This is a genomic window from Archangium sp. Cb G35, assembly GCF_001896145.1.
GTDB lineage: Bacteria > Myxococcota > Myxococcia > Myxococcales > Myxococcaceae > Archangium > Archangium violaceum.
The window spans coordinates 722,443-748,531 of the sequence record NZ_MPOI01000003.1 but is presented as its reverse complement, the minus strand read 5'-3'; the positions used below and the strand labels follow the sequence as shown (position 1 = coordinate 748,531).

Below are 26,089 nucleotides of genomic sequence, written 5' to 3'. Positions count from 1 at the left end.
CCCAGGGTACTTGCCGCGACTGATGGCTTCCGGACATTGCAAGAGCCCCACGGCGACATGTGTGGCTTGCCGTGTGGATGACCACTGCACACCCTCCGCCCGTCTCGGGGACGGTGTCAAAGAGGGGTGGGGCCATGCGAGCAAGCAGGTGGTGCCGGGTCGTGGTTGCGGCCGTGGGCGTGGTGGCGTGTGGGGGCGAGGCACCGGTGCTGCCGGAATCCTCCCTCGGAGAGGCCGGGGCGTCGCTGAGCGCACGCAATGGCGCCAACCTGAATGGCGCCAACCTCAACGGCTCGGATCTCAACGGCTCGGATCTCAACGGCTCGGACCTGAATGGCTCGGACCTGAACGGCCCGGCCCTCTCGGGGACGCTGGTGTCGGTGGAGTTCGCGGGCGCGTGGTTCGAGAACGGGCAGCAGTCCTCCTCGCCGGGCCAGTGGTCCACGTGGCACCCGGCGAGCCTCGAGGAGGTGTGGCTGGAGGGCTCGACGCTGCATGGCTGGTACGACGGGCAGCACCTCGTCGGACAGGACTTCGTGCAGGCGCGCTTCCTGGGCAACCTGGGGGACGGGAGCCAGGTGGAGCTGCGCGTGGACACGGCCACTCCGGGCGAAGGCGCGAACGCGGACGTGTGGAAGTACCGGGTGTCGTTCCGCTCGCCGGTGGACGGCCAGTGGCGCCCCATCTGCCGCGACGCGAGCGGACAGGCGGCGGCGGCCATCGCCGTGGACGGGTACTGGGATTACCGGCAGGGGCTGCCGGGCGTGGGCGGCAGGAAGTACGACGATCCGCGCGTCTTCACCTTCGCGTGCGAGGGCGCGGCGATCGCCAAGTGCATCCGCTTCGGTTACAAGCCGTGGGCGAGCGTCGGGGGCGTGAGCCTGGCGGCGCACCATCAGGCGTGCACGCGCCTCATCCGCGCGGACTACTGCGGCGATGGCACCTCGCACACCGTGAACGGGCAGTGGGTGAACGTCTACGACACGGCGGGCGTGCAGCAGGACACGGAGACGTGGGGCATGGAGGCGGAGTGGGGCACCGACGGGGCGGTCTGCTTCACGGACCACAACCGGGCCCATGCGCTGGTGTCGTGCCCGGGCACTCCGAAGACGGAGCAGTGCGGTGCGGCGGAGTCCTTCTCCTCCGGCACGCTGCTGCGGAGCGAGACGCCGTAGCGCTCCACGCCCCGCGGCGGCGGGAATGGACCCCGCCGCCGGAGGCGCCCGTCGAACCGCGGGCCCGCTACTGCGTGTTCACCTTGAGGAGCTCCACCGCGGACTGATTGGTGTTGCTGGCTCCGCCCACCAGGAGGACCGTGTGGGAGTCGAGTGACGTGGCCGTGTGCTTGTAGCGGCTCACGCCCAGGGACGTCGTGGCGCGCCAGGTGCCCGTGGCCGGGGAGTAGACCTCGGACGAGGAGAGGATTCCCGACTGGCCGCTGAAGCCGCCCGTCACGACGACCAGGTCTCCCACCACGCGCGTGGCCGTGTGCTCCTGGCGCGGGTGGCTCAGGGAGCCCTGGACGGTCCAGGTGCCGCCGTTGTCGGGGTTGAACAGCTCCGTCGAGCTCCCCTGGGTCCAGGCCTGGGTCGAGCCGCCCACCACCAGCAACTTGCCACTCTCCAGCAGCGTGGCCGAGTGCAGGGTGCGGCCCGTGCTCATGCCCGGCATCGCGCTCCACATGCGCGTGGCGGGGTCATAGAGCTCCACGGAGGACAGGGTGTTGCCGTTCTCATCCGTTCCACCGGTGACCAGGATCCGGCCATTCTTCAGCAGGGTCATGGTGTGGCCACGGCGGGCCGTCAGGAGCGAGCCGGTCGGGGTCCACTGGTTCGTGGCGGGGTTATACAACTCGGCCGAGGCCAGCACGGGGCCCGAGCTCTCGCTGGAACCTCCGCCCGCCACCAGCACCGTCCCCTCCGGCAGCGTGACGGCGGCGTGGTTGTAGCGCGGGGTGCTCATGGGGCCCGCCAGCGACCAGGACTTCAGCGTGGGGTCGTACACCTCCTCGCTCGTCGGCGAGGTTCCACCCGCGATGAGCACCTTGCCGTTGTGCAGCACGCTGGCCGTGTGTCCGCGGTGGGTGGCGAAGCTGCTGCCCACGGCGGACCAGGACGCCGGCAGCGGGTTGTACTCCTCCGCGTTGGTGTTGAAGCCACCGGTCACCAGCACCCGGCCATTCTGCAGCAGGGTCGCCGAGTGCAGCAGCCGGGGCTGGGGCGTGTCGCTGACGGACGCCACGCTCGGCTGGAAGGGCAGGACCTTCACCTGCCGGGTGATGGTGCTCGTGTTGCCCTGGAGGTCGGTACCGGAATAGATGAGGGGATAGGTGCCTGGCACCGCGGTGTTGACGGAGCCGGTGCGCTGGGCCCGGTTCGAGTAGTAGTACCCGTCACACGAATCTTCCGTGAGCGAGTACCCCGGCTCCGCGAAGACCGCGCCCACGTGAAGGCTTATCTCCAGGGAGCCGAGCACCCTCAGGTTGGGGGCATGGGTATCGACCACCGTCCACTGCGTCGAGCAGGACGTCGAGTTGTTGGACAGGTCGGTGGCGGAGATCCATCCGGTGAAGGTTCCCGGACGGCCGATGTACTCAGGCTGGACGCTCACCCATTTGAGCCCGCAGTTATCCCCGAAGTCGACATCGCCATGATCGTAGATGGTGTCCTGTCCGCTGAAGACGCACTCGACCGTGACCGCGGCGGGACAGGTCAGGAACGGAGGTTCCACATCGGGTGAGGTGCACGTGGAGGATGCGAATGCCTCCTGGCCGTAGCCGGCGAGGGCTCCCATGAGCATGACGCAGCGTGCGAAGGAGTGCCTCCGGGTGAAGGCATGACGGATGGGGGGAAGGAACCGCTGGGTGGGCATCATGGTGTGGAACCTCTCGGGGGACGGATGGACTCGGGAGTGCTCGAGCCGGGCTGCGACGACATCGCGCGAGGGGCACCCAAGATACATTGGATTGAAATTATTTACAGGTCTGTTTTGATTTTCCGCTGTTTTCGTAATTGCTGAGAATTCCATTTCACGACTGTCCCGCGTCAAAATGGTCCCGCGGCTTCAATGACAGACGCTGACCGCGAACCGCTGAAACACTCCGAGAACGCGGGCGCGGCTCTGATGGAAGTTTTCGCGTGACACCGTCGTGTTTCCCCACGTTCGACGCCTCAGGTGGGGAACACACACCCTCTCGCCCGAGTGGGCTCGGAGGTATAAGAGCGCTCCTTCAACCCAAGGAGCCCCGAATGCGTATGCATTGGTGTGTCGTCCTGCTGGTTCCGTTGGCCGGGTGCGTCTCGCAGAAGGCGTTCGACTCGAAGTCTCAGGAGGCGCTCTCCCTCAAGCAGCAGTACGACGAGCAACAGGAGCAGATGAAGGCCCTGGAGCAGAAGCTCGGCGAGACCAAGACCGCGGCCGAGAAGGCGCAGAAGGAGAACGCGGAACTGGAGTCCTCACTCGCGAACAGCGACGCCGAGCGCCGCGCGCTGCGCAAGCGCGTGGACGAGCTGTCGGATCTCAACAAGGAACTGTCCCGCAACACCGAGAAGCTCGAGGCGGCCAAGGAGGCGCTCGAGAAGAAGTCCAGCGAGTACGAGAACCTGGCCAAGAGCCTCAAGGATGAGATCAAGACCGGGAAGATCGAGCTGTCCGAGCTGAAGGGCCGGATGGTAGTGAAGATGAAGGACAAGATCCTCTTCTCCTCGGGCAGCACGAAGCTCAACAAGGAGGGCCAGGAGGCGCTGGAGAAGGTGGCGCAGGCGCTCAAGGACGTGCAGGGGAAGATCATCCGGGTCGAGGGGCACACGGACAACGTGCCGATGCCGGCGGACGCGAAGACGGAGTTCGACTCGAACTGGGAGCTGTCCACGACGCGAGCGCTCGTGGTGGTGAAGCTGCTGCAGGAGCAGGGCGTGCCGCCCACGATGCTCTCCGCGCTGGGCTATGGCGAGTACCAGCCCATCGCCTCGAACCAGACGGTGGATGGACGGAGCCTGAACCGGCGCATCGAGATCGTCCTCGCGCCCGCGGAGCAGGCCCCGTCCGCGGTGGTGGCCGCCTCGGTGAAGAAGGCCCCGGCCCCGGCGGCGCCCGCGCCCGTGGTGAAGCCGGCCTCCGGCACCAAGCCCGCCGCGAAGAAGAAGTAGCGGCTCCGCGGACAGAACACAGCGAACGCGGACACAGAACGCGGACACAGAACGCGGACACATCCCCTCTCCCTTCGGGAGAGGGACGGGGTGAGGGTTCCCGGACCTCGGGTTCTGGATGCGAGGGGTTCCCGGATATAACCCAGCACCCTCACCCCACCCTCTCCCGGCGGGAGAGGGAGATCTGAACCCGAGATGCGTCCGACGCCCTGTGTCCTGCTGGTGCTCCTCGTGGGCTCTGCTTCCCGTGCTGGGGAGCCGCCCACGGAGAGCGCGGCCCCGCTCACCTTCGAATCCTCCGAGCTGAAGGATCTCGCGGGCACGTGGGGCGAGCCCTTCCGCGCGCTCATGGTGATGCCTGGGGTGAGCCACGTCGTCTCGGGGGCGAGCCTGCCGGTGGTGCGCGGCGCGGCTCCCTCGTCCACGGGCTTCTATCTGGACGGCGTGCGCGTGCCGCAGCTCCAGCACCTGTGGGCCGGGCCCGCCACGGTGCACCCCGCGCTCGTCTCCGGACTCGATTTCCACCGGGGACCCGCTCCCGCGCGATTCGGCCGGGAGCTCGGTGGCACCGTGAACGCGCGGCTCCTCCCGCCGAGCACCGGCGCCGTACACGCGGTGGGCTCCATCGACGTGTTCAACGTGGGCGTGCTCACCCAGGTGCCCATCTCCTCCACGGGGACGGAGCTCACCCTCGCGGGCCGCTTCGGCTACAGCCCGTGGATCGCCGCGGCGGTCATCAATGGCACGCGTGGCACGCCGGGCCCGGACCTGGTGCTCGGGCTCTTCGACTACCAGGCGCGCGTCACCCAGGCCGTGGGCGAGGGCTCCTTGCGCCTGTTTGCCCTGGGGAGCTCGGACGACGCGGGCCTGAGCGGCCCGGGAGACGTGGTACGGCTGGGCACGGCCTTCCACCGGGTGGATCTCCGCTTCACGCACCCGCTGGGCGTGGGCGAGGCCGAGGCCGCCCTCACCTGGGGCCAGGACACGCTGGGGGCCACGGGAGGAGGCTCCGCCTCACGTGTCACCGTGGGGCTCGCGGAGCGCACGCTCGGGGCGAGGATGGCGTGGCGGGCCGCGCTGTCCCAGGGGCTCACGGTGGAGGCGGGCGCGGACGTGGAGCGCCGGAGCGTCGACGCGGAGCAGTCCACCACCTTCCGCCCAGGCGAGGCCGATGACCCCAGCAGGCCCACCGTCACCACGGGAGGCCCACGACCTCTCGCGCGGGCCACGCTCGCGGGAGCGTACGCGCAGGCCACCTGGGCCCAGGGAATGTGGCGGCTCACCCCGGGCTTGCGTGTGGACGGATACCTGCTGGCACCCACGCTGAACCAGGTGGTGGTCGAGCCCCGGCTGCACGCGCGGGCGGTGCTCTCGGAGACGGTGGCGTTGCGGCTGGGAGCGGGCCTCGTGCACCAGGCACCGAACCACCTGCTCGACGTGCCGGGCGTGGAGACGGCGGCGCTGCGGCTGGGATTGCAGCGGGCCCTGCAGGTGGAGGCGGGCGCGGACGTGCGAGGGCCGGCGGGCTTCACCTTCGGCGCGGACGTGTTCGTCCACCCGCTGCTGCGCACGGTGGAGCTGGACGTGCTGTCCTTCGACATGCTCGCGGATGATCCGCTGGCGCGAGGGCGGGAGCGCACGGCGGAGGGCCACGGCTACGGCGTGGAGCTGCTGGCCCGGCGGGCGCTGTCGGAGAATTGGTCGCTGCTTGCTTCGTACACCTTCCAGCGGCGCACGCTGAGCACGCGTGTGGAGCGGCGGGACGAGGCGGGGCAGATGGTGGGGACGGAGGTGTTGCCCCTGGCCTCGGCGCTCGAGCAGCAGCACGTGTTCAACGCGGCCGTCACCGTGAAGCTGCCATGGGGCCTCACGGCGGGGACCACGCTGCACTACAACACCGGGGCGCCCGAGGCGGGCGGCCTGCTCTTCTCGTACACGCAGCGCGAGGGCGTGGACCCGGTGCGTGGCACGGCGCGCTGGGTGCCGGTGGACCGGGACAGGGTGACGCGCCTGCCGGGCTATTTCCGGGTGGACGGCCGGATATCCAAGACGGGCACCTGGGGCCCGCTGGCGGTGGAAGCGTGGCTGGATGTCTTCAACCTGTCGCTGACGCGGGAGACGTTCCGTTACAGCTATGGAACGGAGAGGGGCCAGCTGGTGCGTAAGCCATTCGGCCTGCCGCCCGTGACGCTCCCATCACTGGGGATCCAGGCGCGTTACTGACGGCATCCGCGGGGTGTTAGACTCACTCCATGCAACTGGAGATCGTCGCCATGGGAATGAGTTCGTGCCTTGGGCCGCTCCTCACTGCTTGTGCCGCGTTTCGCGCAGGTATCAGCCGGGTGCGCACATCTCGTGAGTTTCGCTATTTCCCAGAGGAGGATAATGCTCCGCTCCCACTGCGGACGTGCTCCATTCCCGTGAGAACCTTCGGGTTTTCCGCTGCGGGCAGGCTTGTCGCCATCCTGGGAGGAACGCTCGAAGATCTCCAGAGCCGTTTGGAACTCGGCAATCTGAGAACCGACACCGCCCTGTATCTGGTGCTCCCCGACCCTTTGGAGCGCGAGTTTCCGATGCGCGCCGGGTTGATGGAAGATCCGTCAGGTCGCGTCGAGGCTCTCGGCCAATTTGTCTTGAACCAGACGTTCGAGAATCTCGGGATGACGTGGCGGGGCCTGAAAGGGCAGTTCTTCATGGGTGGGCAGGTGACGTTCGCACGTGCGCTACAGGCCGCGCAGGTAGCGCTCGAGTCCCGAAGCGTGGGGGCGTGCCTCGTGATGGCGGTGGACAGCCTCCTGTCACCGCCTACGCTCAGTCGTCTCGTGAGGGAAAGACGCGTCAAGACAGACGACCTTCCTGTTGGTTTCATCCCAGGGGAGGTCGGGGTGGCGATACTGTTGCGGCCTGCCCCCGGTTCGCTGAAAGAGGGCTCCGCATCGCCGGTATCCATCCGGCAGGTCCACGTGTCAGATCCTCCAGCTTCGAGGCAGACTGACGATCGAGTACTTGCGTTCTGCGTGGAGCGCGTCCTTCAGCCACACGGCGGCCCTGCTCCGGAAGAGCCGTTGCTTGTCAGCGACCATAACGGCGAGCAACGCCGGGCCAGTGAGTGGGGCAATCTCCAAATCCATCTCCATGCGGCTCATCCGGACTGGATGCTTGAGAACGCCTGTTTTCCGGCGATCGGCTTCGGCGAAACCGGTGCGGCTTCAGGTGCCGTAGGGGTCTGTGTTGCGGCGAGGAGCCTCGAACGCGGCTATGCCCGGTCTCGCTCCGCTCTGGTGCTCAGCACGTCGGAGGATGGTGCGCGAGCCGCCATTCTTCTCAACAAGTTGCAGCCAGGAGTTCGCTCATGAGTGGGCACAAGAAGGGCGTTTTCGCGAACTACAATGTCTCCGGCGTCGGCCAGGATGCCTTCAAGAACGAGAAGTTTCCGGAACTGGAGGAGGCAAATTATCCCCAGGAGTTCATCCAGAAACTCGAGGCGCAAGCGAAGTCAGCGGAGCAGCAGCAGAAGAGCAATCACGCGGATGTACCCAATCCCCTCCGGCGCCAGGCGAATTATCAGTACAGAGGGCCGGCTTACGCCCATAAGCACGGAGGCCGGGATCGGTATCACCTCTGGCCTTTCGACTATCTCTTCGAGGGCTGCGATCCCGCCACGAAAAAGGTGATGCTCGACAAGGTAGGAAAGCTGGCGGAAAAGCGCCCGATATGGGCCATTGTCAAAGATAAGTCGAAATGGGACTTGTGCTTCAAGTTTCCCGAACCGGGAGGCTTTCCAGGTAAGAGGAAGCTCTTCTACCTCACCGCGAAGCTCACCCATAAGGATGTCGCGGAGAATTATTTCTTCTTTACGAAGCCAAAGCCATACAAATGGGTAGCGCACCACCTCATTCCCATCGAGGTCTTCGACAGCACCAAGAAACCCTTCTTCAACGAAGATCAGCAGATGTTGATCCGCGACTCCGGGTATGACGTCAACAACGGACACAATATCGTGCCGCTACCGACGTGGGATGTGCCGCCTCACTGCTTGCTGGCGCATAGCGGCGGCCATTTCGAGTACATCAAGCATGCCAAGACCCAACTGGAAGCGGTCCGGGACAAGATCGATGAGGCGAGGGAAAGTGGGGAACCTCACTCGGCCTTCTATCCACAATTGATCAAGATGCTGACGAAGATCGAGGATGACCTATGGGCCAAGCTGAAGGAGATCGGCACTGCCTCGGTCAAGCTGTATCTCCAGGACAAGCGTCCCAAGAGCAGCCTCGTGAAATTCATAACCAAGGGAAAGAGCCGAAGCAGTGGACGGCGCAAGCGCTTTCCTGAAGGAGCGATGAACTGATGTCGGCTGACAACCGGAAATTCTGGATTCTCGACACCGTCAGCAACCCTGGAGCGGTGATCGAGCAGGTTCCAGCGGGCACTCCGTCCAAGTGGCGCTTCTTCAAGGGAAAGAGTCTCGCTTCGGAATTCCCCGCGGGTGCAACTGTCAAATTCTCCGAGGACTTTCCCAAGCAGCGCAAGCTCTTCGATTTCGTAGCCAATACCTTGAGCCTGCTGATTGTTTCGAGGAAGGTGCGTGACATCCTCGACGCGGTTGGGGTGGATGGATGCGAGTACATGCCTGTTGGGGTCCGTGACCACAAGGATAAGCTCGTGGGCCCCGGCTATTTTATTGTCCATCCTCTTGGAGGTGAGGACGGCGTCGACATGGAAAAGTCGGTGTACGACAAGGATCCATTCGATGAGAAGCAGATCCATCTAATCCATAAACTCGTCCTGAAGAAGGAGGCCATTTCCCCCAACGTCCGCCTCTTCCGCTTCAAAACATTGATGAGGCATTACGTTGTCGACCAGACTGTGGCAGAAGCTCTCCAAAAGGGAGGTGTCTCGGGTTTCCGCTTGCTGGAGACCGAAGGCTGGAATGGCTCCTACATGAATCTGGAGTAGCCATGCAATTCGAGCTTGAGGACCTGAGGGAAGAGGCCGCGGACTCCATCGACATCATCTTCGATGACTTGTTCGCGGAAACCCTGTCTGAGGGAAAGGCGGAAGACCTCGTTGAGTTGGTGCGCGAGGTCTGCATGCACTTCCACACCCTGGCCACGACGACGCTGCTCATCGACGCAAGCCCACAGTACTTCTTCTACAATCTGTGTTGTGCGGCGGAGAACTGGCGTCGGTTGTTGGCCCATCTGCACAGCCAGGGGGATGCCTTGCCACCCTCGTCCGACAACACGCCGCTGCTGGGGGCGGTGGCTGCCGGGCAGTGGGAGCTCGCACGCGCACTCTGCCATCTCTCCGCGACCGCTCGAGCAGAGGAGGAATACGAAGACGAGTTCGTGTGGGCGCACATGCTGCAAGAGTTCATCGCGCTTCCGGTGGGTAGGGCGTTCCCCGAAGTATTGCTGAGCCGATACGAGCGAGTGCTCGAGGAGGAGCAGCCGGACCGATTGGAGCTGTTCCAGGCGCTGCTTGTTGCGGACGGCAATCGCTTCTTCGCGGCCTTCCAGCGGGTGCTCCAGAGCCACGAGCGCGAGACGGAGGCTCGAGCCGTGGGATTTGGTATGTCTCCCGACAAGTTCGTGGCCTACCGTTTCATTTGGTTCGAGGGGCTGGCGCTGCTGCGTCTTGCCGAGCGCGTGGGCTTGAGGAGTGATGAGCCCTTCCTCTACTGCCCTCCGCTCGCGCGCGTCGCGATGACCATGGCGTGCGACAACGATTGGGCACTTCCGTTTGGAGCTGGGGCGAAGTGAGGCATCTGAAGTGCAAGAGTCCCACTTCTACCTTGGGCTGCTTGGCTAGATCTTCTCGTTGCAGACGCTACACCTGGGGTCCTCCTCATCACCTTCCGAGGCGACAACGGGCCCCTGGATGACTGGGAAGGGCGGCGTGTTCTTGTCGTTGTGCAGCATCAGGTCCATGGCGCGCGCCACGTTCTTGCCCTCGAACTTCACGTCGAAGGAGAAGTTGACGAACTCGGCCTTGCCCTTCGTCTTGCTGGAGGCCACACCGCCGCCCGCGGTCCCCGCCTCGTCGCCCGTGCTGGTGCTGAAGTTCGAATCCTTCACGCACACCGGGTTGCCCTTCACCGACACATTCTTCGTGCCCTTGGCCGTGTCCGAGGACTGCGCGACGTTGGGGTAGGGGATGGGCACGGGCCCTCCCGGGCTGGGCGTCTTGCACACGTCCGGAAAGGCCGAGGTGACGCCGTTGCTGTCCTTGGTCACCACGGACATCTTGTTGACACCGACGTTGACGGGCATGGCTCCCCCCTCGTGCAAGGGCCCAGTCTATCGCGCCGGGGCCCCGGCCGCGAGCCGGACTCTCGTGATGCCCGGGCCGGTCAGTCCGCCTTCGGACGGGACATGCCCTCCGCGGTGATACGGATGCCGCGCACGTCGTGGAGTCCCTCGTCCAGGAGCACGTGTCCCCGCCACAGCAGCAGCACCTGGTGGGCGTCCGTGTCGAGGATGACGGTGTCCAGGCGCATGTCGGGCGTTGTGTCCCCGGCACTCGCGCGCTCCACGGTGACGGTGGGCGCTGGCTGCGCGGGGAGCCGGAAGGTGAGCGGGCCTCTCGGCGAGACGTTGGTGAGGATGACGGGCTCGTTCCCCTTCAGGTACCCGGGGGCGACGAGGCCCGGGGGCGCGGCGTTGAAGAAGCGCCGGTCGAAGTCCTTGGGCAGCAACGGCTTGCGTGTCTTGTCCCAGGCCTCGTCGTAGGTGCCCGCGTACGCCGCGCGCGGCTGCCAATGGGGTGAGGTGAAGCCGAAGCCCGCTGGGGGCACCTTCTGGCCGAACTCCCGCAGCGGATGTTCCGGGTCCTCCAGGTTGGGCAGCCGCAGCTCCTCCTCGAAGTGGTGAGGACTCACCCGGAAGCCCGTTCCCACGGGATTGCGCGGCTCGAAGGAGTGCTTCTTCGGGTCCGGAGCGCTCCGGTCCCAACCCCCGAAAGCCCGCTCCCAGGTGAGGGGCATGCGCTCGAAGGGCAACGGCTTCGTCATGGCCACGCGGCCCATGCTCCGGAACCACGTGCGCTCGCCCACCACCCGGAGGCTCTTCTTCAGCGGGCCCACCTGCATCGCCACCCCTGTCTCGGTGGTGGCCTTGGAGGCGTGCGCGTGACCAATGAGCACCACATCCGTGGCCGGTTTGATGAAGGCACATTCGGGCTCGTATTTGTCGCTGGACTCGCCCGGAGTGCCCCAGGGCTCGCCTCCCCACTTCACCGGCACCTGCTCGGGAGCGGGCTCCAGCTTCGTGTCTCCGATGGAATAGGTAGCCTTCACCAACAACAGGAGCAACGGCCGCCCCTCTTCATCCGCCATGCCCATGAATTCGAAGACGAACGGCGTTTCGTTCTCGATGCTGGGGTGTCCCATAGGTGTGCAGGGACCGCACTGTACCAGTGTCTCGGTCCCAAGAGCAGGCGTGCTGCCGCTGTGCGGCCTGGTACTCCGGGGCACGTCACAATTCCCTTCCGTGCCCTCCTTCTTCCGTGGGGATCCCATCACCTCTCGGGGAGGCTACACACATGAAACCGGGCAACGACGGCAAGGGCCAGGGCGCCGAAGGCCCTGCTGCGTGGCGGCAGCGCATCGGCTCCGGTACCCGGACCGCGGTGCGATTCCTGCTCGGCTACTCGCGCTTCAGGGCCTCCCTGGTGTCGAACCAGACCGATCGCCGTCTGAAGATACGCCGCCCCGACAACACGGTGCTCGTCCTCTCGCCGCTCGAGTGCGACAGGCGGGTGTCCGCGCAGGAGGTCGAGGCGTTCGACCTCCAGGCCCTGGCGCAGCGGGGAAGGATTTCCCTGCAGCCCGAGCCGAGCCGATGGGTGCACCGGCTGGCCTTCATCCAATCCTTCACGGGCAAGCTGTCGCTGTTGTCCTTCATCGCCGCGGCGTATTTCTTCCTCATCGACCTGTTCGAGGGGCGCCGGGCCCGCACGTACCTGCTCATCGCGTTGGGCCTCATGGGAGCTTCGCTCGTGTCGATGCTGCTGGTCGCCCGGCTGGGGAGCGGCATGGGCATGAGGCGCTCCTTCAAGCGCTGGGTCCGTGGCAAGGTCTACCCGATTCTGCTGCTCGCCATCGGGGTGGGCATTCCGAGCCTCGTCATCCTCGCCTCGGAAGGCTTCATCGGCGATCTCCGGAAGGTCCTGGAGGCAACCACGGTGTGGGTGCGGTCCGCGGGCCAGGTGCTTCCCGAGGTGAGCTCCCAGGACCGGCTCCTCGTCGCCGGCCGCTTCCTCCAGTTGCTCTTCATCAGCCTGCTCTCGTTGCTGCCCGCGGTGCTCTTCTTCGCCTTCGACCGGCAGCACCAGAGCACCCTGAGGGAGCGGTTCGTCGCCCACATCTTCCGGTTCGATCCGGCGGTGGAGACCCGGCAGGACGTCCAGACGCGCTATGGCAAGCAGATGGACGAGGCGTATGGCACCGAGGGCCGTGACGGCACCACCCGCCTCCTCCCCACGCGGCGCTCGCCGCTGCTCATCGCCACGCTGGTCCTGGCGCTCGGCTGGACCTTCACCATGCTGAGCGGGGGAACGCCGGCCGACGGTGATTCACCGGTGGATTTCCTGGGGTTCTTCCAACCGCTGAAGTCCACGCTCCCCTTTGGCTTCCTGGGGGCGTATGCCTATGCGTTGGCCACCACCTTCCGCAGCTATGCCCGGAGGGATCTCCAGCCGAAGATCTACAGCCACATCACCACCCGCGTCTTCACGGTCATGGTTCTGGCTTGGGTGCTCGAGGAGAGCTGGTTGATCGTCCCGGGCTCCCAGGTGGACCAGCCGGCCCTGGAGCCCGCGCTGCACACGCTCGCCTTCTTGACGGGCATCATCCCCGAGACGGGGCTGGTCTTCATCGGCGAGGTGCTGCGCACCACCCTGCGGAAGCTGAAGCGGCCGGCGAAGGATCCGGGCCTCCAGCTCGTCGATCCACACGAGCCCCTCACGAGCCTGGAAGGAATCGACATCTACGACCGGGCGCGCCTGCAGGACGAAGGGGTGACGAACGTCCAGGCCCTGGCGCGCCATGACGTGGTCGAGCTGATGCTCCAGACGCGTGTCCCCGCGCCGCGGTTGCTGGACTGGGTGGACCAGGCCATCCTCCATCTGCACTGCAACGTCGGGGGACAGACCGGCGGCGAACCTGATTCGTTGCTCCCGACCCTGCGCCGGTATGGCATCCGAACGGTGACGGACCTGATGGAGGCCAGTGATCGGGCCGACAAGCGCAGCAAGCATGACGAGTTCCTCCAGCTCCTGTCCGGCTCGGCGTCCAACGGGAGCATTCCCCGGCTCCAGATCGTGCTCGACGCCATCAAGGACGAGGAATGGGTGGAGAACCTTCGCTGCTGGCACAAGACGCAGGCCGTCCGGGAAGAGGTGGTGGACGTCCAGGCTCCTCCACGAGCGCCGCGGCCCGAGCCTCGCGAGTCCACCGACCGCGCTTCCCGCCCGGGTGCCGTCACCGGGCGCCGGGCCGGCGACGGTGCGGGCGCGCCGACTGTTGCGTGAGGGCGCCGGAGGGCATATCCGGGAACCACCAGCAGCAGGGGAGGTTCCCGGATGGAGCGAGCGGACACGGTGGTGGGCCTCATCGAGCGCGGTGGCGAGGGGGACCTCGCCATCGGAGCGCCGGGGCGGCCCGGGTTGACGTACGGAGGCCTGCGGGAGCTCGCGCGGCACACCGTCACGGCGTTGAACGGCATGGGCCTGGGGCGTGAGGACCGGGTGGCCCTGGTGCTGCCCAACGGGCCGGAGATGGCGGTGGCCTTCGTCACCTTCGCCTGCGGCACCACCACCGCGCCGCTCAACCCCTCCTACCGGGCGGAGGAGTTCGACTTCTACCTCTCCGACCTGAAGGCCCGGGCGCTCGTCCTGCTCGAGGGCATGGAGAGCCCGGCGCGTGCCGTGGCCGCGGCGCGAGGCATTCCCGTCATCGAGCTGGTCCCCGGCACGGACGGGCCCGCGGGCCGCTTCACGTTGAAACCGGAGCGGCCGCTCTCCGGCACGCCGGCGCGGGCGGGGTTCGCCGAGGCGGGGGACGTGGCGCTCGTGCTCCACACCTCGGGGACGACGGCACGGCCGAAGATCGTCCCCCTGCGCCACACCAACGTCACGGCCTCCGCGTACCACATTGGCCAGACGCTGGCGCTGGGGCGGGAGGATGTCTGTCTCAACATCATGCCGCTGTTCCACATCCACGGCCTCATCGCGGCGGTGCTGGCGAGCCTGGCGGCGGGCGGCGGGGTGGTGTGCACGCCGGGCTTCAACGCGCTCAAGTTCTTCGGCTGGTTCGAGGAGGTGCGGCCGAGCTGGTACACGGCGGTGCCCACCATGCACCAGGCGATCCTCGGCCGTGCGAGCCGCAACACGGGGGTCATCCAGGCTGGGCGGTTGCGCTTCATCCGCTCGTCGTCCGCGTCGCTGCCGCCGCAGGTGATGGAGGAATTGGAGCAGGTGTTCGGCGTGCCGGTCATCGAGAGCTACGGCATGACGGAAGCGTCGCACCAGATGGCGTCGAATCCGTTGCCGCCACGGCCGCGCTACGCGGGCTCGGTGGGAATCGCGGCGGGGCCGGAGGTCGGCATCATGGACGAGGCGGGAACCCTGCTGCCGCCGGGGGCACTCGGGGAGGTGGTCATCCGGGGCCGCAACGTCACGGCCGGCTACGAGAACAACCCCGAGGCCAATGCGAAGTCCTTCACGCGGGGCTGGTTCCGCACGGGAGATCAGGGCGTGCTCGACGAGGCGGGCTACCTGCGGCTCACCGGCCGGCTCAAGGAGATCATCAACCGGGGAGGCGAGAAGATCAGCCCGCTGGAGGTGGACACGGTGTTGATGGACCACCCGGCGGTGCAGCAGGTGGTGACGTTCGCCATGCCGCACCCGAAGCTGGGTGAGGAGGTGGCCGCCGCCGTGGTGCTGCGCGAGGGCGCGAGCGCCGGTGAGCGGGAGCTCCAGGACTTCGCCTCCGCACGGCTGGCCGACTTCAAGGTGCCGAGGAAGATCGTCTTCCTCCCGGAGATCCCCAAGGGGGCGACGGGCAAGTTGCAGCGCATCGGACTGGCCGAGCGGTTGGGGCTCACGAAATGAAGATCGCCATCTTCGGAGCGGGAGCGATTGGCGGGTTCCTCGGCGTCCGGCTGTTGCAGGCGGGCGCGGATGTCACCTTCATCGCGAGGGGGGCACACCTCGCGGCGATGCGGGAGAAGGGCGTCACCCTGCGCAGCGGCGGCGAGAGCGTCACCGTCCGGCCGCTGTGCACCGACGACCCGGCCGAGGCGGGACCACAGGACTACGTGGTCATCACGCTGAAGGCACATTCCCTGCCTTCGGCGGCGGCACAGATGGTTCCGCTGCTGGGGCCCCAGACGGCGCTCGTGACGGGCATCAACGGCGTGCCGTATTGGTACTTCTACGGGCTCGAGGGGCAGTACCGTGACCGGCCTGTGGAGAGCGTGGACCCGGGTGGGAAGCTCTGGGAGACGCTGCACCCCTCGCGAGCCATTGGCGCGGTGCTCTACCCGGCGGCTGAGGTGGTGGAGCCCGGCGTCATCGAGCACACCTATGGGGACCGCATCACGCTGGGCGAGCCCGATGGAAACAAGAGTCCTCGCGTCGAGGCATTGTCGAAGCTGTTGATTCGAGCGGGCCTGAAGGCGCCGGTGCGGCCGCGCATCCGTGACGAGCTATGGGTGAAGCTCTGGGGAAACCTGGCCTTCAATCCGCTCTCGGCGCTGACGGGAGCAACATTGGACACGCTGGCGACCCAGGCAGACCTGCGAACGGTGGCACGGTCCATGATGGTCGAGGCCCAGGTGGTCGCCGAGGCGCTCGGGGTGCGCTTTCCCATCGACGTGGACAAGCGAATCCAGGGAGCGGCGGAAGTGGGCGCGCACAAGACGTCGATGTTGCAGGACCTGGAGCGAGGCCGGCCGATGGAGATCGACGCGCTGCTGGGCTCGGTGGTGGAGCTCGGCCAACTCGTGGGCAAGCCGATGCCCGCGTGCGAGCTGGTACTGACACTGGTGCGCGAGCGCGCGCGGCAGGCGGGGTGCTATCCTGCCGTGAACCCATAGAATGAGTTGTTTTCACGGGAGGGTTTCATGCCGGCATCCCAACCATCCGTCCGCGATGTGCTCGCCAGGTATTTCGAGCATGTCCTGTCGCTTGAGCCGAAGACGGAGTGGTCTCCCTTCCGCGTCGAGTCTGACCCGGAGCTACCCTCTCCCTGCGACCTGGATGATGAGGACGAGGAGGGCCTCGTGGGCTGGCGGCCCGTACTCAGACAGACCCCTGGGGACTTCTCCTCCGTGGAGGAAGCCGTGGGAGAATCCTTGCACCCGGATGCGAAGGAGTTCCTCGGCAGCTATTGGGCGCACGGCCTCCAAGTGCCGTACGAAGACAATCTGCTCTTCCTCCCGGCCTTCAGTGCCAATGAAGAGAATTGGAGCAGGCGGCTCAAGGGACTGCGCGAGCACCTCATGGTGAAGCGGGCGGAGAAGCTGCCTCTGACGGTGTTCATTGGCAACTCCGGGGATGACCGGTTCTTCAGCGTCGACAACGCCACCGGGAAGGTGCTGCTTGAGGATTTCGGGAGCCCACCCATCGTATTGGCTCCATCGCTCGTGGACTTCCTCTCCCGCCTGCCGCCCCCAGGCGGTCTGTAGCTCACACCGCGCGGTTCGGTGCGCGAGCGTGCGCGGCAGGCGGGGTGATCTCCGGCCGTGAGTCCGTAGGGCTGAGGACCAGGCCCGAGCCTGTTGCCGCCTTACCGAGCATGTTCTGCATGCGCATGAGTTTCCGGCGCTTCCGCCCGAGTGCCAACACGGCCAATGCCAGCACTCCCGAGCTCCAGCCCGGAGCCGAGCCACAGCCACAGGCCTCTGGTTCCATCACCTGGGGCACCGGTCCTGGAATCCCACGCATGCCCGCGGTGCGCGCCACCCACAGGTGGCTCGTCACGGTGCGCGGATGGCCGTTGATCCACACCTCCACGCGGAAACGGTCCTCGCCTTGCTCGGGCGCGGTGACGTCCTGCTCCACCACGAAATCCTCCGAGCTCACCTCCACGAGCGGCAGGCGCACGCTGTTGTGGACGAAGCGCACCTGGTGGCCCTTCGCACCCGTGACGCGTGCGCTCAGCCGGGCGCTCGGCGCGAGCACGGTGTCCCCGGTGGGCGCCACGCTGCTCGTCAGGTTCACCATGGGGTCCTCCGGCCCCTGGAGCTTCACCACCGTCCGGCCGTGGCGGATGCTCTCCAACAGCGCGGCCACGCTCAGCTCTCTCGCGTACACCAGCGTGGTGGGGTGGCCGATGGCGCTCTGGGTGAAGTCCAGGTCCACCCCGGCGCGATGGTCATCACTGCCTCCGAGCGCCGCGGTGTGGTGCCCCTGCGCGAGGAGCCAATCCCAGTAACCGAGCGCGCCCTCGGAGAAGAAGCGCCCCAGCTTCTCCCAGCCGCCGTTGGCCACCTCGATGGCGTCCACGCCACCCGGAGGCACGGTGTGCTGCCACGCGCAGCCGATGCACAGGTCTCCCACGTCGTACGTGGGGTGGTTGATGGAGAAGAGCGCGCCCTGGCGGTGGAAGGCGTCGATGGCCTCCTGCAAGGTGATGCCCTCGTTCACGCGTGGCGGCACGTAGCCGGTGGCGCCGATGGCGTTCGCGTGCCCTGCGTAGGTGGTGTACTCGATGCCGGGCACCAGCAGCAGCTGGGGGTGACGTGACTGGGCCTCCACGAGGAAGTCGAGCGTGGACGTGGTGTTGTGCTCGGTGAGGACGGCGAAGTCGAGCCCCTGTTCCCTCGCGTAGCGGGCGATTTCATCCAGCGAGGCCTTCGCATCACCGCTCTCGCGCGAGTGGACGTGGAAGTCGCCCGCGTACCAGCGCGGTTGCGAGGAGAGCGCGTCGGCGGGGTGGTAGGGCTGGCGCTCGGGTTGGGGCGCGAGCGTGACCGCCGTGCGCAGGTGCACCTCGATGCGGTAGCGCGCGGGTGTCTTGCGAATCTTCGCCTTGCCCACCGTCACCTTCCACGTCCCGGGGCGCAATGGCCCGGCGAGGTACGAGCGCGACGCGGCCCGCTCGCTCACGACGGCGGGCTCCTCGTTGCCGCCGCCGTAGCCGCGGAAGCCCTCCGGATCCTCCAGTCCCCAGTCGAGGATGTTCTCGCTGGCGAGGTCGTCATGGCGGACCTCCAACTCCACGGTGCCCGGAGGTACCTCGAAGGGGATGTCGAAGAATCCGCCCTCGGCGGGCACCTCTCCCTCCAGCACCAGCGGGCCGGCGGCGAGGGCGGACGTACAAGCGAGGAGGCAGGCGAGCAGCACGGGGCGCAGCCTAACCCATCCAACCATGCGGCCGTCCGGGTGCCATCCCGGGCAACCCTGGCCCACCGGGCGTTGCGCGTACCGCCGATAGGAACGGTGACTCCAGGCAGGCGGGCGTGGGAGCGCGGCCGGAAGGGCCAACCCAGGGGCGAGACGGATGCAGCCGGGCCAGCGTGTGCACATCTCTACGCGGCGTGTCAGGAGGTGGATAGGCGTGAGCATGAGCACGGGACGCCGGGGCGCGGCGTGGGGGGTCCTCGTCTTGCTGGGGCTGGCAATGCTCTCCGGCTGCGAGCGGGGGAGCCCTCAAGCGCAGCAGCCCCAGGAGAAGGCACCGGTGGTGCTCGGGCCGGACGATGTGGTCCGGGTGGAGCCGCGGACGCTGGAAAGTGGGCCTGTCCTCTCCGGCACGCTCCAGGCCCGGCGTGCCGCGACCATGCGCGCCGAGGTCCAGGGGGCCGTCCTGGAGATGCTCGTGGAGCAGGGCCAGAAGGTGAAGAAGGGGCAGTTGCTCGCGCGCATCGAGGACACCTCGTTGCAGGACCAGTTGATCGCCGCGCGCAGCGCGGTGCGGGTGGCGCGCAGTGGCCTCCAGGTGGCCCGGACCGAGGAGGAGCGCAACCGCAAGTTGGCCGACGCGGGCGTCATCACCCGCCGCGAGCTGGCGCGGGTGGAGCTCGCCCGCTACCAGGCCCAGGCGCAGCTCTCCGAGGCCGAGGCCCGGCTCGCGCTCGCGCGCCAGCAGGTGGGCCGCACCCGCATCCGCGCTCCCTTCGCCGGCGTGGTGAGCGAGCGTCTTGCCAGCGCGGGCGACATCGTCCAGCCGGGCACTGGGCTCTACACCGTCATCGACCCCACCAGCCTGCGTCTGGAGGCCTCCGTTCCGGCCGCGCAGCTCAGCGTGCTCGAGCCCGGCGTCGGGGTGGACTTCAACGTGGCCGGTTTCGGGGAGCGTTCCTTCGAGGGCCGCATCGAGCAGGTCAACCCCGCGGTGGATCCGGGCACGGGCCAGGTGCGCATCTACGTCGCCCTGCCCAACACCGAGCAGGTGCTGCTCACGGGGCTCTCCGCCGAGGGCCGGGTGGCGGCGCTGCGGCGCGAAGTCCCCGCGGTGCCCGTGTCCGCGGTGGACGTGCGCGCCGAGCCGCCCACGGTGCTGCGTGTGAAGGACGGCCGGGTGGAGCGCGTGCAGGTGAAGCTCGGCATGACGGACGAGTTGGAGCGGCTGGTGGAACTGCGCTCCGGCGTGCAACCCGGGGACGTGCTGCTGCGAACCTCGTCGGGGGATGTCGCCGAGGGGACTCCCGTGGAGCTGCGGCTGCCCGCGCGGCCCCAGGAGCCCGGGCCTGGCGTGGGCGGCGGTGGCACTCCGCCGGACGAGTCCCCGCCCCAGCAGTCCGTGCCCCGCTGAGCCTCGCTGAAGGAGAGCCCTTCCGTGTTCATCTCCAACTTCGCCATCAAGAAGCCCATCGTCACCATCACCGCCATGCTGGCGCTGGTGGTGTTCGGCCTGGTGGCGCTCGTCTCCCTGCGGACGGACGAGTTCCCCGACGTCCAGCAGCCCATCATCAACGTCACCATCGTCTACCCGGGCGCTTCCCCGGACGTGGTCGAGCGCGAGCTGGTGGAGCCCATCGAGGACGCCCTCTTCGCCATCAGCGGCGTGGATGCCGCGCAGTCCACCTCCAGCGCCATCGACGGCCTCGCCCAGTTCACCATCTTCTTCGACTTCGAGAAGAACCTGCAGGAGGCCTCGCAGGACGTGCGCGACGCCATCTCCAGCAAGCGCGCCGATCTGCCCCTGGAGATGGAGGAGCCCGTCCTCACGCGCTTCGACCCCGCGGACATTCCCATTGTCTCGATGGCCATCACCTCGGACACGCTGCCGGCCACGGCGCTCACCCGGCTGGTGGACCCGGGCATCGTGGGTGAGCTGCGCTCCATTCCCGGCGTGGCCCAGGCCTCGGTGGTGGGTGGCATCGAGCGGGAGATGTCCGTCTTCGTCAGCCCGCAGTCCCTGCAGGCCGCGGGGCTGAGCATCTCGCAGGTGGTGCAGGCGCTGCAGGCGCAGAACCTCGCCGCGCCGGTGGGCCGGTTGGACGGACCGCTGGAGGAGACGACCATCCGCCTCAAGGGCCGGCTGGAGACGCCCGAGGACTTCGCGCGCGTCGTCATCGCCGAGCGCGGGGGCCAGCCCATCCGGCTCGGCCAGGTGGCGAAGGTGGTGGATGGCACCGAGGACCCACGCACCCTGGCCCTCTACAACAGCCGCGAGGCGGTGGGCATCGACATCCTCAAGTCCAAGGGCTACAGCACCACCGAGGTGGCCGATGCCGTGCGCGAGCGCATCCAGGCCCTTCAGTCCAAGCTGCCCCCGGGCGTGAAGATGGAGATCGTCCGCGACTCGGGCGTGCAGGTGGACAACGCGGTGGCGAACGTGCAGTCCGCGCTCGTGGAAGGCGCGCTGCTCACCGTGCTGGTGGTGTTCCTCTTCCTCAATTCCTGGCGTTCCACCGTCATCACCGGCCTGGCGCTGCCGGTGAGTGTGCTGGCGTCCTTCATCAGCGTGTGGGCGTTCGGCTTCACGCTCAACACCATGTCGCTGCTCGGCCTCACGCTGGCCATCGGCATCCTCATCGACGACGCCATCGTGGTGCGCGAGAACATCGTCCGCCACATCGAGATGGGGAAGGACCACTACACCGCCTCACGCGAGGGCACGAGTGAGATTGGCCTCGCGGTGGCGGCGACCACGTTCTCCATCGTGGCGGTGTTCGTCCCGGTGGCCTTCATGTACGGCGTGGCGGGCCAGTGGTTCAAACCCTTCGCCCTCACCATCGCGTGCTCCGTGCTGGTGTCGCTCTTCGTGAGCTTCTCGTTGGACCCGATGCTCTCCGCGTACTGGCCAGACCCAGCGGTGGAGAAGGGGGCGCACAAGGGACCCATCTCCCGGGTGCTGGCGCGCTTCAACCACTGGTTCGACCGGCAGGCGGACAACTACAAGGGCGTCATCGCCTGGGCGCTGGACCACCGTCTGGCCATGGTGTTGGTGGCGGTGGGCTCGCTGGTGGGCGCGCTGGTGCTGCAGGGGGCCTTCGGCGGCGCGGGCTTCGTCCCGGTGAGCGACCGGGCCGAGGTGGAGATGCTGGTGGAGACGCCCGCGGGCTCCAGCCTCGAATATACGAAGCGCAAGGTGGAGGAGGTGACGCGCATCGCTCGCGAGCACGGCGAGGTGCGCTACACCTTCACCACCATCGGCACGCCGCTGCCGCTGCGCTCGCCGGGCGTGGACCAGGCGCTGGTGTACGTGAAGCTGACGCCCAAGCACGAGCGGGAGGTGAGCCAGGAGGAGCTCGGTGTCACGCTGCGCCAGGAGATGGCGCGCGTGGCCGGGGCGAACGTCTCCGTCTTCACCAGTGGTTTTGGCGGCGCCTTCAAGTCCATCCAGCTGGAGCTGCGCGGGCCGGATGCGCGGGAGCTGACGCGGCTGGCCGAGCAGTTGCGCCGCGAGGTGGAGAAGGTGCCGGGCGCGGTGGACGTGGGCCTGTCCACGCGCGGGGAGAAGCCGGAGGTGGAGGTGGAAGTGGACCGCGCCGTGGCGGGCCGGCTGAACGTGACGGTGGCCCAGGTGGCGCAGGCGATGCGCGCGGCCTTCGCGGGCGTGGACTCGGGGGACTGGGTGGATCCCTCGGGCGAGACGCGGGACGTGATGGTGCGGGTGGTGCCCGAGGCCCGGGTGCGTCCGGGTGACCTGGGGCAACTCCCCCTGGTAGCGGGCGCGACACAGGGGGGGCCTCCGGCCCTGGTTCCCCTGGGCCAGGTGGCCCGCATCCGCGAGACGGTGGGGCCCGCTCAAATCAACCACCTCAACCGCGAGAAGGTCATCAACATCCAGGCAAACGTGCAGGGCCGCTCGCTGTCGGAGGTGATGACAGACATCCGGGCGCGCTTGGACCAGGTGCGGCTGCCGCCGGGCTACGTCCTGGGCGAGGGCGGCGAGGCGAGGGATCAGGCCGAGGTGTTCAGCCGTGTCTTCCTCGCGCTCGGGGTGGCGGTGCTGTTGATGTACCTCATCCTGGTCATCCAGTTCGGCTCGTTCCTGGATCCGCTGGCCATCCTCATTTCACTGCCGCTGTCACTCATTGGCGTGGTGCTGGCACTGCTGGTGACGGGGGACACGCTCAACATCATGAGCCTCATCGGCGTCATCCTGCTGATGGGCATTGTCGCCAAGAACGCCATCCTGCTCATCGACTTCGCCAAGTGGGCGCACTCGCGAGGTCTGACCATGCGCGAGTCGCTCATCGAGGCGGGACGCATCCGCTTGCGGCCCATCATGATGACGACGCTGGCCATCATCGCGGGCATGGTGCCGGTGGCGCTGGGCGCGGGCGAGGGTGGCGACTTCCGCGCGCCGCTGGGGCGTGCCGTCATCGGCGGCGTCATCACCTCCACCGTGTTGACCCTCCTGGTCATTCCGACGGTGTATGAGATTCTTCACGACGCGCGCACGTGGATGTTGGGTAAACTGAGGCGCGGCAAGGAACACGGAGGCCGCGAGCCGGTGCAACGTCCCCCCCAGACGCGCCCGGGAACTTGAGGAAGGACCGAGGTTGGCCCAGGTAACGGTTCATACGCGGTTGTGCCGGAACCTGCGGGGATTCGCCGTCATCCAAGGAGGCCTCGTCCTCGCGGTGGGTCTGCTGGTCTTCGTGGCCTGGCTGGCGGACATCGACTCCCTCAAGGGACTGCGGCCGGGGCTGCCCACGATGAAGGCCAACACGGCCTTGTGTTTCATCCTCTCCGGCGCCTCGCTGATGCTGGCCTCGCTTCCCAGCGAGCGCACCCGGGTGCAGCGGAGCGCACAGGTGGCGGCGGTGCTCGTCACCCTCCTCAGTGGCTTGACGTTCGCCCAGTACCTCTTCGACGTGGACCTCGGCATCGACCACCTCCTGGTGGAGGACACCCGGCACGGGGTGGAGCTCGGCTACCCGGGGCGGATGGCGCCCAACACGGCCCTCTGCTTCATCCTGCTCGGAGTGTCGCTCGCGTTCATCGAGCTGAAGTCGCGGTTCGTTGGCTGGCCCTCCCAGTACCTGGCCTCGTTCTCGGCGCTCATCGCGCTGGTGGGCTTCGTGGGCTACCTCTACGGCCAGGAGGAGTTCCCCGGTCTCAGCCGCTACACGCAGATGGCGGTGCACACCACCGTGTGCTTCCTGCTGATCTCCTCGGGGGTCTTCCTCGCCCGTCCGGATCGCGGCTTCATGAGCGTGGTCACCCACTCGGGTGTGGGCGGGGTGCTCTCGCGCTGGTTGTTGCCGCCCGCGTTCGTCCTGCCCGTCCTCCTGAGCGGACTGGCGCTCACGGGTTACCGGGCCGGGGCCTACGCGCTGCCGTTCGCGCTGGCGCTCATCGCCGTGGGCAACGTCATCGCCTTCGCCGCGCTGGTGTGGGGCGCCGCCTTCGCGTTGGACCGGGTGGAGGCCCGGCGCCAGCGCGTCGAGGAGGAGCGGGTACGGCTCGAGGCCCGGGAGCAGGCCGCGCGGGCCGAGGCCGCCGTCCAGCAGCGTGAGCGTTCACGGGCCGAAGCCGCCGAGCAGGAAGCCCAGCGCGCCGTCCGCACCCGCGAGGACGTGCTGGCCGTGGTGAGCCATGACCTGAAGAACCCGCTGGGCTCCATCGCGCTGACCACCCAGTTGATGCGGCGGTTCATCCCCCCGGGTGAGGAAGGCGAGCGGCTCCGCAAGCACACCCAGACCATCGAACGCTCGGTGGAGCGGATGGACCGGCTCATCAAGGATCTGCTCGACATGGCGAGCATCCAGGCCGGCCAGCTGAAGCTGGTCCTCGGGCGCTACGCGGTGGACGACCTGGTGCGCGACGGCCTGGTGCTGCTCGAGCCGCTGGCCATCGAGAAGCGGGTGGAGTTGCGCACGCGCGTGCCACGGGAGCGCTGCTGGGAGGAGTGTGACCGGGACCGCTTCTTCCAGGTGCTGTCCAACCTGGTGGGCAATGCCCTGAAGTTCACCCCCGAGGAGGGGAGGGTGACGGTGGAGGTGGTGCCCGGAGGGGGCTTCGTGCGCTTCTGCGTGCGGGACACCGGCCCGGGCATCCCCGCCGAGGCGCTGCCCCACCTCTTCGAGCCCTTCTGGCAGGTAGAAGGAACGGGAAAGAAGGGGACGGGGCTGGGCCTCACCATCAGCCGGGGCCTCGTGCTGGCCCATGGCGGCTCCCTGGAGGTGGAGAGCGAGCAGGGGCAGGGCAGCACCTTCTCCTTCACCCTGCCGTGGCCTCCGCCCCGGGGGGAGCGGACCCTGGCCCCCGAGTCCCCCGTGCACTGAGCGGGCGAGCGAGCATCCTTTATCGAACAGTCCTTGGGGCTGTGCCAGACTGCGGCGCGCGCTTCGCGAGGATGCGGAGGGCGAAGCCATTTCGCGGGGGTACTGCTCATGACGGACATGCGCTGGACGAACGAGTTCCTGGATTCCATGCGCGAGGTGTGTGACCCGCCGGCGGACGAGGCGGTGCAGAGCCTCTTCGCGCAGGGGATGGTGGGTTCCGCCAACGAGCTGATGAAGCAGCTGGTGGCGCACGAGACGGTGACGGCGGAGCAGCTGCCGGTGCCGTTGCGGGGCTACTTCGAGCAGAGCGCGAAGCTGCCCTCGTGGGCGGACCAGGAGCTCATCCGCGAGGGGCAGGCGGTGTTCAGCCGGTGTGGCTCGCTGTCGGTGGTGGCGCTGGTGTGCGCGTCGCTGCCCACGTGCTACGCGGGAGCCGAGGGCGTGCAGGTGCTGCACCTGACGGCGCGGCTGCAGACGGACACCAAGCGGCGCATCATCGAGACGGCGCAGATGGTGGTGGACGTGATGTCGCCGGGGGGCCTGGAGCCGGATGGCTGGGGCCTGCGGGACGCGCAGAAGGTGCGGCTGATGCACGCGGCGGTGCGCCACCTCATCCGTCAGAGCAGCCGGTGGAATCCGGAGTGGGGCCAGCCCATCAACCAGGAGGACATGGCGGGCACGCTGGTGACGTTCTCGGTGGTGACGATTCGCGCGCTGACGAAGCTGGGCTACACGCTGGAGCCGCGCGAGGAGCAGGCCTACTACCACGCGTGGCGGGTGGTGGGGTACGTGATGGGGGTGGACGAGCGCCTGCTGCCGGAGACGTACGAGGAGGGCTGCCGCCTGGCGGACTCCATCTTCGCGCGCGTGTTCCGCTCCTGCGAGCAGGGCAAGGTGATGACTCAGGCGCTCATCGAGCAGGTGGAGCACATCATTCCCGGCAACCTCTTCGATGGGTTGTGCAGCACGCTCATCCGCCATCTGATCAGCGACGAGACGGCGGATTTGATCGCCGTGCCGCCGGCGGACTGGACGCGCGCGTTGATCAAGCCGTTGCAGCTGCTGGGCTGGGTGATGGACGAGGGCGACGAGGCGAACATCGTGAACGCGAAGCTCAGCGAGCTGTTCGGGCGCAAGCTGCTGGAGGGAATCGTGTGGGTGAGCCGCGGCGACGAGCGCCCGCCCTTCCGCATCCCCGAGCAGCTGCGCGAGTCGTGGAACGTGCGCAGCCGCGAGCAGCAGCTGGCCTGA

General features: G+C 67.6%; 19 protein-coding genes. 15 read left to right on the top strand and 4 right to left on the bottom strand.

Annotated elements, in window-relative coordinates:
* Positions 1 to 134 precede the first annotated feature (134 nt).
* Entirely contained in the window at positions 135 to 1,175 is a 1,041-nt protein-coding gene (locus BO221_RS13355; protein WP_073560775.1) for an ADYC domain-containing protein, read from the top strand.
* Positions 1,176 to 1,242: 67 nt separating this feature from the next.
* Here the strand turns inward: BO221_RS13355 and BO221_RS13350 are convergent, their stop codons facing one another.
* Positions 1,243 to 2,874 (bottom strand): kelch repeat-containing protein, encoded by a 1,632-nt coding sequence (locus BO221_RS13350; RefSeq protein WP_073560774.1) that lies wholly within the window; start codon positions 2,872 to 2,874, stop codon positions 1,243 to 1,245.
* 374 nt (positions 2,875 to 3,248) lie between these two features.
* Between BO221_RS13350 and BO221_RS13345 the strand changes: the two genes are divergently transcribed.
* From BO221_RS13345 to BO221_RS13320, 6 genes are all read left to right on the top strand, one after another.
* A complete protein-coding gene (locus tag BO221_RS13345; protein ID WP_369864824.1) occupies positions 3,249 to 4,148 on the top strand; it encodes an OmpA family protein in 900 nt (299 codons plus the stop codon).
* Positions 4,149 to 4,343: 195 nt separating this feature from the next.
* On the top strand, positions 4,344 to 6,371 hold the full coding sequence (locus BO221_RS13340) for a TonB-dependent receptor (protein WP_073560772.1): 2,028 nt from the start codon (positions 4,344 to 4,346) through the stop codon (positions 6,369 to 6,371).
* 29 nt (positions 6,372 to 6,400) lie between these two features.
* Positions 6,401 to 7,504, top strand: coding sequence for a hypothetical protein (locus BO221_RS53650; protein WP_073560771.1), 1,104 nt, complete (start codon positions 6,401 to 6,403; stop codon positions 7,502 to 7,504).
* Positions 7,501 to 8,496 carry an AHH domain-containing protein gene (locus BO221_RS13330; RefSeq protein WP_073560770.1) on the top strand — a complete coding sequence of 332 codons (996 nt, stop codon included), beginning with the start codon at positions 7,501 to 7,503 and terminating at the stop codon, positions 8,494 to 8,496. The genes BO221_RS53650 and BO221_RS13330 overlap by 4 nt, the downstream gene beginning before the upstream one ends.
* Positions 8,496 to 9,104, top strand: a complete 609-nt coding sequence (locus tag BO221_RS13325; RefSeq protein WP_073560769.1) for an imm11 family protein — start codon at positions 8,496 to 8,498, stop codon at positions 9,102 to 9,104. Before BO221_RS13330 ends, BO221_RS13325 begins: the two co-directional genes overlap by 1 nt.
* A gap of 2 nt (positions 9,105 to 9,106) precedes the next feature.
* Complete coding sequence (locus BO221_RS13320) at positions 9,107 to 9,910, top strand: immunity 49 family protein (RefSeq protein ID WP_073560768.1); 804 nt, start codon at positions 9,107 to 9,109, stop codon at positions 9,908 to 9,910.
* 45 nt (positions 9,911 to 9,955) lie between these two features.
* Here the strand turns inward: BO221_RS13320 and BO221_RS13315 are convergent, their stop codons facing one another.
* Together BO221_RS13315 and BO221_RS13310 are read right to left on the bottom strand one after the other, a co-directional pair.
* A complete protein-coding gene (locus BO221_RS13315; RefSeq protein ID WP_073560767.1) occupies positions 9,956 to 10,420 on the bottom strand; it encodes a DUF4150 domain-containing protein in 465 nt (154 codons plus the stop codon).
* Positions 10,421 to 10,500: 80 nt separating this feature from the next.
* Positions 10,501 to 11,538: a DUF2169 domain-containing protein gene (locus BO221_RS13310; RefSeq protein WP_073560766.1), complete on the bottom strand. Its 1,038-nt coding sequence runs from the start codon at positions 11,536 to 11,538 to the stop codon at positions 10,501 to 10,503.
* A 152-nt stretch (positions 11,539 to 11,690) separates the two neighbouring features.
* Between BO221_RS13310 and BO221_RS13305 the strand changes: the two genes are divergently transcribed.
* From BO221_RS13305 to BO221_RS13290, 4 genes are read left to right on the top strand one after another with little or no spacing between them, the layout of a single operon-like run.
* Positions 11,691 to 13,679: a hypothetical protein gene (locus BO221_RS13305; RefSeq protein ID WP_073560765.1), complete on the top strand. Its 1,989-nt coding sequence runs from the start codon at positions 11,691 to 11,693 to the stop codon at positions 13,677 to 13,679.
* Between the two features lie 51 nt (positions 13,680 to 13,730).
* Positions 13,731 to 15,260 (top strand): acyl--CoA ligase, encoded by a 1,530-nt coding sequence (locus BO221_RS13300; RefSeq protein WP_073560764.1) that lies wholly within the window; start codon positions 13,731 to 13,733, stop codon positions 15,258 to 15,260.
* Positions 15,257 to 16,246, top strand: coding sequence for a 2-dehydropantoate 2-reductase (locus tag BO221_RS13295; RefSeq protein ID WP_073560763.1), 990 nt, complete (start codon positions 15,257 to 15,259; stop codon positions 16,244 to 16,246). Before BO221_RS13300 ends, BO221_RS13295 begins: the two co-directional genes overlap by 4 nt.
* Positions 16,247 to 16,273: 27 nt before the next feature.
* The gene (locus tag BO221_RS13290; RefSeq protein ID WP_073560762.1) at positions 16,274 to 16,837 is read left to right on the top strand and encodes a SecY-interacting protein Syd; all 564 of its coding nucleotides are present in this window, start codon (positions 16,274 to 16,276) and stop codon (positions 16,835 to 16,837) included.
* 1 nt (position 16,838) lies between these two features.
* Here BO221_RS13290 and BO221_RS13285 read toward each other — a convergent pair whose 3' ends face one another.
* Positions 16,839 to 18,524, bottom strand: a complete 1,686-nt coding sequence (locus BO221_RS13285; RefSeq protein WP_143195421.1) for a CehA/McbA family metallohydrolase — start codon at positions 18,522 to 18,524, stop codon at positions 16,839 to 16,841.
* A 193-nt stretch (positions 18,525 to 18,717) separates the two neighbouring features.
* On the opposite strand from BO221_RS13285, the gene BO221_RS13280 reads away from it, so the two are divergent.
* From BO221_RS13280 to BO221_RS13265, 4 genes are all read left to right on the top strand, one after another.
* Positions 18,718 to 19,908, top strand: coding sequence for an efflux RND transporter periplasmic adaptor subunit (locus BO221_RS13280; protein WP_073560760.1), 1,191 nt, complete (start codon positions 18,718 to 18,720; stop codon positions 19,906 to 19,908).
* 24 nt (positions 19,909 to 19,932) lie between these two features.
* Positions 19,933 to 23,097, top strand: coding sequence for an efflux RND transporter permease subunit (locus BO221_RS13275; RefSeq protein WP_073560759.1), 3,165 nt, complete (start codon positions 19,933 to 19,935; stop codon positions 23,095 to 23,097).
* A gap of 13 nt (positions 23,098 to 23,110) precedes the next feature.
* Positions 23,111 to 24,838: a HAMP domain-containing sensor histidine kinase gene (locus BO221_RS13270; protein ID WP_143195420.1), complete on the top strand. Its 1,728-nt coding sequence runs from the start codon at positions 23,111 to 23,113 to the stop codon at positions 24,836 to 24,838.
* Positions 24,839 to 24,946: 108 nt separating this feature from the next.
* The gene (locus BO221_RS13265) at positions 24,947 to 26,089 is read left to right on the top strand and encodes an oxygenase MpaB family protein (protein WP_073560757.1); all 1,143 of its coding nucleotides are present in this window, start codon (positions 24,947 to 24,949) and stop codon (positions 26,087 to 26,089) included.